This is a genomic window from Chitinibacter sp. GC72 (assembly GCF_009760905.1).
Classification (GTDB): Bacteria; Pseudomonadota; Gammaproteobacteria; order Burkholderiales; family Chitinibacteraceae; genus Chitinibacter.
Genome location: NZ_VIRW01000037.1, coordinates 1 through 11,540 on the forward strand (window position 1 = coordinate 1; position 11,540 = coordinate 11,540).

Annotated in this window: 11 protein-coding genes and 1 pseudogene; 9 read left to right on the forward strand and 3 right to left on the reverse strand. The window is 53.9% G+C overall.

All coding sequences use genetic code 11. The features are described from left to right. On the reverse strand, nt 1–140 hold a 140-nt coding region (locus FLS37_RS16300; protein ID WP_198314525.1), incomplete at its 3' end, for a transposase. 246 nt (nt 141–386) lie between these two features. On the opposite strand from FLS37_RS16300, the gene ybaK reads away from it, so the two are divergent. Next, a complete protein-coding gene (gene ybaK, locus FLS37_RS16305) occupies nt 387–869 on the forward strand; it encodes a Cys-tRNA(Pro) deacylase (protein ID WP_157671023.1) in 483 nt (160 codons plus the stop codon). A 68-nt stretch (nt 870–937) separates the two neighbouring features. On the opposite strand, the gene FLS37_RS16310 is transcribed toward ybaK, so the two are convergent. Continuing rightward, complete coding sequence (locus tag FLS37_RS16310) at nt 938–2,560, reverse strand: response regulator (protein WP_157671024.1); 1,623 nt, start codon at nt 2,558–2,560, stop codon at nt 938–940. A gap of 215 nt (nt 2,561–2,775) precedes the next feature. Between FLS37_RS16310 and FLS37_RS16315 the strand changes: the two genes are divergently transcribed. The 6 genes from FLS37_RS16315 to FLS37_RS16340 all read left to right on the forward strand — a co-directional run bounded on the left by FLS37_RS16315 (nt 2,776) and on the right by FLS37_RS16340 (nt 9,070). Beyond that, entirely contained in the window at nt 2,776–3,267 is a 492-nt protein-coding gene (locus tag FLS37_RS16315; protein WP_157671025.1) for a dihydrofolate reductase, read from the forward strand. 357 nt (nt 3,268–3,624) lie between these two features. Then, on the forward strand, nt 3,625–4,665 hold the full coding sequence (trpS, locus tag FLS37_RS16320) for a tryptophan--tRNA ligase (RefSeq protein WP_157671026.1): 1,041 nt from the start codon (nt 3,625–3,627) through the stop codon (nt 4,663–4,665). 65 nt (nt 4,666–4,730) lie between these two features. Then, nucleotides 4,731–5,222 (forward strand): DinB family protein, encoded by a 492-nt coding sequence (locus FLS37_RS16325; protein ID WP_157671027.1) that lies wholly within the window; start codon nt 4,731–4,733, stop codon nt 5,220–5,222. 127 nt (nt 5,223–5,349) lie between these two features. Next, a complete protein-coding gene (locus FLS37_RS16330) occupies nt 5,350–7,638 on the forward strand; it encodes an NADP-dependent malic enzyme (RefSeq protein ID WP_157671028.1) in 2,289 nt (762 codons plus the stop codon). Further along, nucleotides 7,631–7,882, forward strand: a complete 252-nt coding sequence (locus tag FLS37_RS16335; RefSeq protein WP_157671029.1) for a PhaM family polyhydroxyalkanoate granule multifunctional regulatory protein — start codon at nt 7,631–7,633, stop codon at nt 7,880–7,882. The genes FLS37_RS16330 and FLS37_RS16335 overlap by 8 nt, the downstream gene beginning before the upstream one ends. Beyond that, on the forward strand, nt 7,883–9,070 hold the full coding sequence (locus FLS37_RS16340) for a murein transglycosylase A (protein WP_157671030.1): 1,188 nt from the start codon (nt 7,883–7,885) through the stop codon (nt 9,068–9,070). Between the two features lie 79 nt (nt 9,071–9,149). On the opposite strand, the gene FLS37_RS16345 is transcribed toward FLS37_RS16340, so the two are convergent. Further along, nucleotides 9,150–9,332 carry a hypothetical protein gene (locus FLS37_RS16345; protein WP_157671031.1) on the reverse strand — a complete coding sequence of 61 codons (183 nt, stop codon included), beginning with the start codon at nt 9,330–9,332 and terminating at the stop codon, nt 9,150–9,152. Nucleotides 9,333–9,377: 45 nt separating this feature from the next. Here FLS37_RS16345 and FLS37_RS16350 point away from each other — a divergent pair, with 45 nt between their 5' ends. Further along, the gene (locus FLS37_RS16350; RefSeq protein WP_157671032.1) at nt 9,378–10,340 is read left to right on the forward strand and encodes a LysR family transcriptional regulator; all 963 of its coding nucleotides are present in this window, start codon (nt 9,378–9,380) and stop codon (nt 10,338–10,340) included. A gap of 149 nt (nt 10,341–10,489) precedes the next feature. Continuing rightward, a pseudogene (locus tag FLS37_RS16355) lies at nt 10,490–11,540 on the forward strand (IS256 family transposase); the annotation flags it as partial.

The window sequence follows — 11,540 nt, forward strand, 5'->3', positions numbered from 1 at the left end:
TGCTGTGCCAGCTCATGGAAAATAACCCCAAGATTACGGCGCAATGCGCCGAATAATCGCTTCTTTCTCGCCTTGGGGATAAACACCACGTGATATTTACAATCCCAACGCGTATGGCTCAGACTTTGATACTCTTTCATTTGAAACTCCTTCTCTTGGTCGAGATCGGAGCTTCACAATGACCGTTGTATAGGTCAAACCTTGGTGAGTCCCCCGGCAAAGCCGGGGGTTTACCTCAGATTAATTACTACTGCCCACCCGACTTCACCTGCACAACAGTTTTTTGACTTTGCAGCGCAAATAAGACCGCAGGCGCATTCCAGTCTTGTTGGCCAGCCCGATTGATGCGAGACTTCGGGCGCGCTTTTTTGATGTGTGAGAACTGTATGAGTGAAAAAACGCCTGTTACCACGGCGATCCGCTTTTTGCGGCTAAAGCAGCTTGCCTATACCGAGCATCTATACACCTACGAAGAAAAAGGCGGCACGGCCGTCTCGGCGCGCGAGCTGGGCGTGGATGAGCATTGCGTGGTGAAAACGCTGGTGATGGAAGACGAGAAAAAACAGCCTTTGCTGGTGCTCATGCACGGCGACAAGGAGGTAAGTACCAAAAATCTGGCGCGCCTGATCGGCTGCAAAACCATCACGCCGTGCAAACCGGAAATCGCCAATAAGCATAGCGGGTATATGGTCGGCGGCACCTCGCCATTTGGCACGAAAAAAACCATGCCCGTGTACATGCAGAACAGCATTCTGGCGCTGGAAAAGATTTATCTGAACGGTGGAAAACGCGGATTTTTACTCGGAATGAATCCGGCGGATGTCAAAAGCAGCCTGAATGCCACTCTGGTAAATGCCGCAACAGACTAAGCAGGGTATTTCTATTTTGATCAATCTGCATATAGCCTACAGCCACATACCCTAGCAACTCATAGTACCTATTCGCTACCCAGCAACCCTTGCAATTCGGTATTGAGGCTATGGAAGGTGGCAACATCAATCATGCCTTCCAGGCGGGCGATAAACTGGTAGGCCTGCTTGAGCAATACTTCGCGCTCTTTGCGCTCAACTTGGGCATCGCTTTTCAGGTATTTGATGATGGCGTGCGAGCTCGATAGCATCAGGCGCTGGTTATAGGTGCTTTGTGCGGCGGGCAGCAGGATGGCAATGGCGTCGGCAAACTGGGATTTGAGCATCAGTTGCACGCCTTCATTATTCAGATCATTAATTTCAGCCCCCGCCTGCTGGATAAAGCTCTGCCATGCTGGGCGCATATTGGCCGAACTTTCCAGCATGCCGGAAATATGCCGCGTGGTAATAAAGCGCTGGGCAATATGCAGCAGCCATTTATACGGTGCCGTGCTGCCGCTGGCTTGTTCGCCCTCGACGGTGGCCGGGCAGATCAGGTCGGCCGTCATAATAAAGCTGACGGCAATTTCCAGAATAAACTCCGGGTCGGACATATAGCCCTCGATCTGCTCCAGAAGCTGAGGTTTGCCCTCGTAAACGGCAGTGGCCAGCAAGTCGATAATGCGGTTTACCGTGGTGTCTTCGCGGCGGGCGATTTCCCTAACCATGCGCAGATATTTATCGGTATCCGAACTATTGTTCTCGCGCCGCGCTGCGAGCGCCAGCTGCAATACGGTGTCGCCGCTAAGCAGGGATGAATTACCACCGCAGGTGACCGCACGTTCCAGAAACTGTTTGGCCTTGCCCGAATCACCCAGCATATTGGCCAGATTACCGGCTTTTTGCAGTCGGCTAACATTATTAGGCGTGAGGGCCAGGCATTTTTCAAATACCGCCATGGCTTCATTCAGCCGGCCTTCGGCCATATACATCGAGGCAAGTTCTTCGTAGGCATCAACATATTGTGCATGCTCAACAATCGCCGCCTGCAGCGTGCCTTCCGCCTGCGTTTTTTTTCCTTGCCGGCTCAGTGTTTTGGCCAGCCCCAGCTTGGCCCAAGGCACTACACGCTGACTCAAAATTTCGGCGTAGAGCTTGGCGGCCTCTTCCAGTTTGCCGGCCTCCAGCAAGAGCGAAGACAGAAGACGCATTAGATCATTGCTAAAGCCCGCCGCCTTGGGTACCAGCGCCTTGGCTTCGGCAATCGCACCGAGCGTATCGCCGTCATTGATTTTGTCGTAGATGGGCTTAAGAAAGCGCTTGCGGCTCCAGGCTAGCGACAGACGCTGCGTCAGCTGTTTGCTGGTAAATGGCTTGATCAGGTAATCATCCGGGCCGATTTCTGCCACGGCCACTACTTTTTCATAGGAAGCTTCGGCGGTAATCATGATCCAGATGGTATAGAGCGGCAGCTCGCCGCTATGGCGCAATTCTTCCAGCAGCTCCTGCCCATTCATGCCTTCGCCAAAATGATAATCGCACAGCACCGCATCGAACTGCCCATTACGCAGACGACGACGTGTCTCGCCAATGCTGCTGGCCGTGTCGGCGCGGTTAATGCCCGATTGTGCCAGCGTCATGCGAATAGATTGGCGCACTGTGGGGGCATCATCGGCCACCAGGACATGCGCTTGCGAGAGTTCTTCAGACATAAGCCATAGAGTGTGCAAGGGTATATACCACTATCGGCCAATTTCCCCCAAGCTCAAGACCTGATTAGGCCTTGTCGTGTGAAATGCACAAAAAACCGGTGATCAGGCGCTCTTTTGCCGTAAAAGAACCGCTAGCCCACGCCAAAGGTATCGTGTTTTACCATGCGCTGCCGGATAATAGAGCGCAAAGACTAGCAAACTTGGAAAAACCGCTTATGCAACTCGCTATCATCAGTGCCGTGGGTGCCAACGGCATTATCGGCATCGAAAACCGTCTCCCGTGGCGCCTGCCCGAAGATTTGCAGCACTTCAAACGCCTGACGATGGGACGCCCCATGCTGATGGGGCGCAAAACTTTCGAATCCTTGCCCGGCCTGCTGCCAGGTCGACGCCATCTGGTCATTAGCCGTAACCCGGATTGGCAAGCAGTGGGCGCCGAAGTCTTTCCCAGCCTCGCAGCTGCAATTGCCGCGTGCAGCACAGAAGAGAGTACATTCGTCATCGGCGGCGGCGAAATATATCGCCAGGCTCTGCCACTGGCCGACACCCTGTATCTGACCGAAGTCAATCTGCAGCCCGCAGGCGACGCCACTTTCCCCGAGTTTGACCGCGCGGCGTGGCAAGAAATCAGCCGCGAAGCGCATAGCTCGGCCAACGGCATCGAATTTGCCTTCGTCCACTACCAGCGAATACAGGCCGATTCATGATTCGCAGCAATTGAATAGGTATACGCATAGAGCCCAATCAATTAATAGCCGGCAAGGCAATACCCCATACTAAATCAATAACCAAGGCAATTTACGCCCAGCAATACCAACAAACCTAGGGTTATCCCTAGCTCGTTTTTGCTTGACGCCGCCAGCGCGCAGCTGCGACTATGTGACCATGAACCCGAACATCCAAACCCATTCTGTTGCGTATTATTACTGGTGGCGCCTCTAGGCGGCACTGGGTTTGTTCGTTCGAAACAAAACCTGCCGCCGGAAACGGTGACAGGTTTTTTTATTTCCCCTCCCCCATTTCCGGCGGCTCCCAAGATTCTCTAAGTATCCAGGAGCAGCACCATGTCCCACCAAGCAAACCAAGCCGTCGCAGCGCCCCAAACCGTCGTAGTCACTGGTGATCGCACCACTGGCTCGCTTCATCTCGGCCATTTTGCTGGTTCACTGCAAACACGCTTAAAGCTGCAAAACCAGCACGAACAATTTATTTTGCTCGCCGATACGCAAGCGCTGGCCGACCATCAAGGCGATTACAACAAAGTGCGCCAATCGGTGATCGACGTCGCACTCGACTACCTCGCCGTCGGCATTGATCCGAAAAAATCGACGATTCTGATTCAGTCTATGGTGCCCGAGCTGGCCGAGTTATCGTTCTACATGATGAATCTGGTCTCGGTTGCACGGCTGGAGCGCAACCCGACTGTCAAGTCCGAACTACGCGGCAAGGGCTACGAAGGTCAGGAACGCGAGGTTGCGGCTGGGTTTCTGACCTACCCGGTGAGTCAGGCGGCCGACATTACGGCGCTGCGCGGCACCTTGATTCCGGTCGGTGCCGATCAATTACCGATGATCGAACAAACCAATGAAATCGTTCGCCGCTTTAACCGGATGGTCGGTGAAAATATCCTGCACGAATGCCAGGCGCTTCTCTCGAACACCACGCGCCTGCCCGGCATCGACGGCAAAAGCAAAATGAGCCGCGCTGCTGGCAATCACCTTTCGCTCTCGGCGAGCAGCGATGAAATCAGTATTGCCGTGAATAAGATGTACACCGACGCACAGCACCTCACCGTTGGCAGCCCCGGCCAGGTTGAAGGCAATGTCGTATTTAGTTTTCTTGACGCTTTTGACGCCGACATCGCCAAAGTCGCCGAACTTAAAGCGCAATACCAGCACGGCGGTTTGGGCGATAGCATCATCAAAGCGCGTTTAAATGACGTCTTACAAGCGCTGATCGCACCCATTCGCGAGCGCCGCGCCGAATTTGCACAAGACCCCGACGCGGTATTATCGATGCTCTTGTGCGGCTCAGCCAAAGCGCGCCAGACTGCCGTGCTTACGCTGCATAAAGTCAAAACGGCCATGGGGATGTACTACTTCTGAGCCAGTGTTGTCGCGGGCAAGCCCGTTCCTACAGAATTCACACATTTGCCAGCAAGGATCAAATCATGTCAGCCAAACTCTTTCAAACACTCTTTGAACACAAAGCCTGGGCAAATCAGGCATTGCTTGCCCAGCTGATTGCGCATCGCGAGGAGAGCAAAAGTTGGAGGCTGGCCACGCGGCTGATGAATCACCTCAATATCGTTGATCAGATTTTTATTGCGCATCTGAGCGGCCAAAGTCACGGCTATACCGCCACCAATACGCCTGAAACACCCGAGCTGCTGGAGCTGCAGGCACGCACTGCACAAACCGATCAGCATCTCATTGCGCTGGCGGGCAGCTTCTCGGCGGAGCGCTTTGACGACATCATCGATTTTGTCTTCACCGATGGTAAAACTGGGCGCATGAGCGTGGCAGAAATCCTGATGCATCTGATTACTCACAGCAGTTATCACCGTGGGCAAATCGGCTGGGTGATTCACGAGAGCCCGGCGAAAATCCCGCCCGATATTCTCACGGGCTTTCTGCATCTGGATCGTAGGCTGCAGCAATGACGCACGGGAAAATTGGCGATTTCACAACAAAAAAATTGCTGCACTGCGATATAAAGCCTTTCGGCAATACCCAAGGCAGGCTCAGGGTCTAGAATAAAGCGTCATTCAATCAGATTGCGGGTGCAGTATGGACGAAGAATTACGCAAAAAAGCACTGGAATATCACCGTTTTCCAAGGCCGGGCAAAATACAGGTCGTCCCCACCAAAGGTTTGGCCAGCCAGCGCGACTTAGCGCTCGCCTATTCACCCGGTGTTGCCGCCGCTTGTGACGCGATTGTTGAAGACCCCTCTGAGGCGCGCAATCTTACTTCCCGTGGCAATCTGGTTGCGGTGGTCAGCAATGGCACGGCCGTGCTGGGCCTGGGCGACATCGGCCCGCTGGCTAGCAAACCGGTCATGGAAGGCAAAGGCGTACTATTTAAAAAATTCGCCGGCATTGATGTATTTGATATTGAAATCGAACAAAAAGACCCTGACAAACTGATTGAAATCATCGCCGCGCTCGAGCCCACTTTTGGCGGCATCAACCTGGAAGACATCAAAGCGCCCGAATGCTTTTATGTTGAGCGCAAACTGCGCGAGCGGATGAAGATTCCGGTTTTTCATGACGATCAGCACGGCACGGCGATTATCGTCGGCGCAGCAGTCAAAAATGCTTTATCACTGATCGGCAAGCAGCTCGATCAAGTCAAGTTGGTCGCCTCTGGCGCAGGCGCGGCGGCGATTGCCTGTCTGGATATGCTGGTATCATTGGGCGTGCAGCGCAGCAATATCATGGTGTGCGACTCCAAAGGCGTGATTCACACCGAACGTGGCCCGCTGGACGAAACCAAGCAGCGCTACGCGCGCGACACCGCATTACGCACGCTCAGTCAAGCACTCGTCGGTGCCGATATTTTCCTCGGCCTGTCTGGGCAAGGCCTCGTTACGGGCGAGATGGTCAAAACGATGGCGGCCAATCCGCTGATTCTGGCGCTGGCCAACCCGAACCCAGAAATCACACCACCTGAAGCGCAAGCGGCGCGTAGCGACGCGATTATCTGCACAGGCCGTTCGGACTACCCGAATCAGGTCAACAATGTGCTGTGCTTTCCGTTTATTTTCCGTGGCGCGCTTGATGTGGGCGCAACGTCGATTAATGAAGCGATGAAGCACGCTGCGGTCAACGCGATTGCCGAGCTGGCGCACGCCGAACAATCGGATGTCGTTGCCGATGCTTATGGCGGCCAGGAATTATCGTTTGGCCCGGAATATCTGATTCCCAAACCGTTCGATCCGCGCCTGATTATCAAAATCGCGCCAGCGGTCGCCAAGGCAGCGATGGACAGCGGCGTTGCAACGCGGCCGATTGAAGATTTCCACGCCTATATCGACGAGCTGACGCAGTTTGTTTACAAAACCAATCTGTTCATGCGCCCGGTGTTTGCTGCCGCCAAAAAAGCGCAAAAACGCGTCGTGTTCTGCGAAGGCGAGGACGAGCGCGTACTGCATGCGGTGCAGGAAATCATCGATATGAAGCTATGCCAGCCGATTCTGATTGGCCGCCCTAGCGTGCTGCAAGCGCGTATCGACAAACTGGGCTTGCGCATCCGCCCGGGCATTGATTTTGAAGTGTGTAACCCCGAAAACGATCCGCGCTACCGCGAATACTGGCAGCTGTATTACCAGATCATGCAGCGCAAAGGTGTTTCGGAAAACCTCGCCAAAGCTGAAGTGCGCCGCAAAACGACGCTGATCGGAGCGCTGATGGTCAAACGCGGCGAAGCCGACGCAATGATTTGCGGCACCTACGGCCTGTATCACAACCATCATCATCATTTGATGAATGTGCTCGGCCAGAAAGCGGGAACGACGGTCACTGCGGCGATGAATATCTTACTGCTGCAAACCGGCAATGTATTTATCTGCGATACCTACGTGAATCAGGATCCAAGTGCCGAGCAATTGGCCGACATCACCTTGATGGCGTCCGAAGCCGTGCGCAAATTTGGTATCGTGCCCAAGGTCGCGCTGCTCAGCCATTCGAGCTTTGGCAGTTTTGATAGCCCATCAGCGCGCAAAATGCAGCAAACGCTGCAGCTGGTGACCGAGCGCGCGCCCGAGCTGGAAATTGATGGTGAAATGCACGGCGATGCCGCGCTTTCCAGCACAATTCGTCAGCAGGTCTTCCCCAATTCGCGCCTCAAAGGCGAGGCCAATATCTTGGTGATGCCTAATCTAGATGCCGCCAATATTTCGTTCAACCTGCTCAAAACCACGTCGGTTGATGGCGTCACCATCGGGCCTATCTTGATGGGGCTAGCCAAACCGGCGCATATTCTGACACCAACCGCGTCGGTACGCCGCATTATCAATATGGCCGCGCTGGCTGCTGTGGAAGCGGCGACGCAACACGCAGGAGAGCACAATGAGTGAATTTAACCCCGCCGACCCTTTTGCTTTTTTTAATCAAATGATGAAGCCGGGCAGCAACCCTTTTCTGCCGCCCTTGTCTGAAGAAGAAATCGATCGCAAAATTGCCGAATGTCGCACCGTCGAGCAATGGCTCAGCCTGCAAGTGGGCATGTTGCAAATGACGGTCAAAACACTGGAAATGCAAAAAGCGGGGCTCGCCGCTTTCAAGCAGAGCCTGGACCCCAAATCTTCGGAAAACCCGTAAATGACACTTCGTAGTTCATTATTCAAAACAGCCAGTTTACTGGCTGTTTTTTTATCCGGCTGCGTCAGCACGCCTTCGCAAAATACCCAACCCAGTATCAGCCCACAGCCCAAACCTAGTATAGCCCCCACGCCAATACCCTCACCCGTTGCACCTCGTTACACTGAGCGTAGCTGGCAGCAAGTCCCCAACTGGCAACAGGATCAACTCGTCAATGGCTGGAACGCCTGGCTCAAAGGCTGCGCCAAACCGCGCACCAACTGGGTCAAGCTGTGCAGCGAAGCTAAATCCGTCGCCATCGACACCGCCAGCATTCGCCAGTTTCTCGAAAAAAATCTGACGCCCTACCAGCTCACCAATCCCGACGGTAATGAAACAGGATTGATTACCGGCTATTACGAGCCGATTTATCCCGGCAGTCTGACGCGCACGGCCCAAGCCAATCAGCCCGTTTACGCGCCACCCAAGGACATGATTACTGTCGCGCTCGACGACATTTACCCCGAACTCAAAGGCAAACGCCTGCGCGGGCGCATCGTCGGCAATAAACTGGTGGCCTATCCTGATCGCGGCGACATTGTCGCCAAAGGCCTCGACGCGCCAGTTCTCGCTTGGCTGCAAGACCCGATGGACGTGCAATTTTTGCAAATTCAAGGCTCGGGACGCGTGCAATTGGCCGACGGCAAGCAGCTACGACTGGGTTACGCCGATCAGAATGGCCGCCCGTATAAGCCTGTCGGGCGCTGGCTGGTCGAGCAAAGCATACTGCCTGCCAGTGAAGTTTCGATGCAAAGCATCAAAGCCTGGGCCAAAGCCAATCCACACCGGGTTGACGAGCTACTGAACAGCAACCCGAGCTATGTGTTTTTCCGCACTTTACCCGAAAGTAATGAGGGACCGATTGGCAGTCTAGGCGTGCCATTGACCGCGGGCTATAGCATCGCCATCGACCCCAACACCGTTCCGCTCGGCAGCCTCGCCTTTATCGCAACAACGCGCCCCGATAACGATGGCGGCATCCACCGCCTCGTCGCCGCCCAAGACACCGGCGGCGCAATCCGCGGCACCGTTCGCGCAGATTTTTTCTGGGGAACCGGCGACGCGGCGGGCGAGCTGGCGGGGAAAATGAAGCAGGATGGCAAGCTATGGCTACTCTGGCCAAAAGGCACCCAGCTACCTAGCAATTAAATTTAATGAGTTGGATCGCACACAAGCCGCTAGGGCAAAATACGCAGCATTCAGCACTGCCAATCTCCTATGCCCTAATTCAAACACGCCAGCGATCACGTAGCTGTTCCAGTGTTTCTTCTTCACACGACACCGGCGTGCAGCGGCGAGCGCTTGGCCATTGACTGTGCAAGTAACGGGGCGAGCGAGAAAAAGCATCGTAGCTCACCCCGGAGCACAAACTGCGTAAGCACTCCATAAAACGTGTCAGCAATTGATTCATGGTATTTTCTCTTTGTTCTCAAATTAGTAGACACTATTATCATAATTGGGTAAAGATACGCTGATAAGGGCAATAAATGGAATACACTGTTCTCAAATGAAAACAATACTAGATCCAGATTCACTTCTAGCTTTCGAATCACTGTCTCGACTTGGTAGCTTTACCGCAGCATCACAGGAGCGCGGCTGTGCCAAAAGTCATGTCAGTCAACTGATCCGCAATCTGGAAAAAGAACTGGGCACTCAGCTGGTCTTGCGCAGCACGCGCAGCATGTCGCTGACCGAAGCCGGACAAAAACTACTGCCACACGCTGTTGCCCTACGGGAATTGTTAGGCCAGGTCAGGCTCGATATTGAAGACACACAGCAGCACATTGAAGGCGAGCTTTGGATCAGCACGACGCCCTCTTTGTCGCAATATGCCGTAGGCCCGCTGATGGCCGAACTCGCACGCCAGCATCCGGGACTGCGCATCCGGGTCGATTCGAACAACAGGCTGATCTCACCCGGTGCCGATGGTGTCGATTTTTGCATTCGGGTTGGGCGGGTTGGCGATGAACGTCTGGTAGCCAAAGAGCTGGGATTTGCGCAAGACCGGCTCTACGCAGCCCCTGCTTATCTGGCTGATGCACCACCATTACGGCACCCAACAGATCTGATCCACCATGCCACACTCATCAATGATGATTACCAGCATTCACGGCAATGGCATCTTTTCAATGATCAGGATGAAGTCAGAGCAGCGTTACAACCTGTTTTATGCAGCGACACCAATCCAACGCTGGCAGTGAGTGCCATCAATGGACATGGTATTGCGCTATTGCCACAGTTTGTGGGCGAAACTTATTGCAAGCTGGGACTGCTACGAGCAGTTTTAAACGAATGGCACGCAAACCCTACCCCGGTATACCTCGTTTATCCTTATAGATCGAGCATTCCGCGGAAATACCGGGTCTTCATTGACTTTATTGTTAACGCACTCAGCCAGAGTTTAAGCAAACGAGATTAAGCGCATGCCATAGCCTAGCTCATCAAATATAGCCGTGTTCGCTGCAAAAAATATGAAGTAATCAACAAAAAAACCCGCCAAGGGTGGGTGTCCTAAATTTTGTGTAAACGGTCATTTGGCAGGAAACTGCCGTATTGCCCGGAGACACCATGACGCCCCCAAAACACACCATTCCTGATGAATTAATCACAGACCTGCTGGCAAACTACAAAAAACCCGAAGTCCTCATCGGTGAGCAAGGCCTGCTCAAGCACCTGACCAAACTGATCGTCGAAAAAGCCCTCGATGTCGAAATGGCTGAGCTTCTAGGTCATGGCAAAAACCAACCAGTCAGCAACACCAGCGGCAATACCCGCAACGGTCGCAGTCGTAAAACGCTCAAAGGTGAATTCGGTGAGCTGCCGATTGAAGTGCCACGTGATCGGCATGGCACTTTCGAGCCACAGCTCGTCGCCAAGCACCAGACCCGCTGGACTGGCTTTGATGACAAAATCCTCTCGCTCTACGCACGTGGCATGATGGTGCGCGAGATTCAGGCTCATCTGGAAGAAATGTATGGCACCGAGGTATCGCCCAGCCTAATTTCATCGGTTACCGATGCGGTCATCGACGAAGTCAAAGCTTGGCAATCGCGGCCGTTGGATGCGGTTTATCCGATTACATATCTAGACTGCATTCACGTCAAAGTCCGCGAAGGTAGTGTGCGTCTATTTGGCACTGGGCGTCAATATGGCGGGTGAGAAGGGGGTGCTAGGAATGTGGGTTGCTCAGACTGAAGGCGCCAAATTCTGGCTGCAGGTCGTCACCGAGCTGCGCAATCGCGGCGTGCAGGATATCTTCATTGCCTGCGTCGATGGACTCAAAGGCTTCCCCGAAGCGATTGAAGCGGTCTTCCCCAAAACAGCGGTGCAGCTGTGCATCGTGCATATGGTGCGTCACAGCCTGAATTATGTTTCGTGGAAACGGCGCAAAGCGGTGGCGGAAGACCTGAAGCGGATTTACCAGTCGGCGACGGTCGAGGAGGCCGAACAGCGGCTGGCTGAATTTGAAGCGCGCTGGGATGAAGAATATTTGCCGATCAGCCAATCCTGGCGGCGCAATTGGGCGCGGCTGATTCCCTTCTTTGACTTCCCGCCGGAAATTCGCAAGGTGATTTACACGACCAACGCGATTGAGTCGATGAACATGAGCCTGCGCAAG

Coding starts and splice junctions, on each gene's coding strand:
- FLS37_RS16310 (WP_157671024.1), bottom strand. CDS start 2,560: ATGTCTGAAGAACTCTCGCAAGCGCATGTCCTGGTGGCCGATGATGCC.
- trpS (WP_157671026.1), top strand. CDS start 3,625: ATGTCCCACCAAGCAAACCAAGCCGTCGCAGCGCCCCAAACCGTCGTA.
- FLS37_RS16340 (WP_157671030.1), top strand. CDS start 7,883: ATGACACTTCGTAGTTCATTATTCAAAACAGCCAGTTTACTGGCTGTT.
- ybaK (WP_157671023.1), top strand. CDS start 387: ATGAGTGAAAAAACGCCTGTTACCACGGCGATCCGCTTTTTGCGGCTA.
- FLS37_RS16345 (WP_157671031.1), bottom strand. CDS start 9,332: ATGAATCAATTGCTGACACGTTTTATGGAGTGCTTACGCAGTTTGTGC.
- FLS37_RS16325 (WP_157671027.1), top strand. CDS start 4,731: ATGTCAGCCAAACTCTTTCAAACACTCTTTGAACACAAAGCCTGGGCA.
- FLS37_RS16315 (WP_157671025.1), top strand. CDS start 2,776: ATGCAACTCGCTATCATCAGTGCCGTGGGTGCCAACGGCATTATCGGC.
- FLS37_RS16335 (WP_157671029.1), top strand. CDS start 7,631: ATGAGTGAATTTAACCCCGCCGACCCTTTTGCTTTTTTTAATCAAATG.
- FLS37_RS16330 (WP_157671028.1), top strand. CDS start 5,350: ATGGACGAAGAATTACGCAAAAAAGCACTGGAATATCACCGTTTTCCA.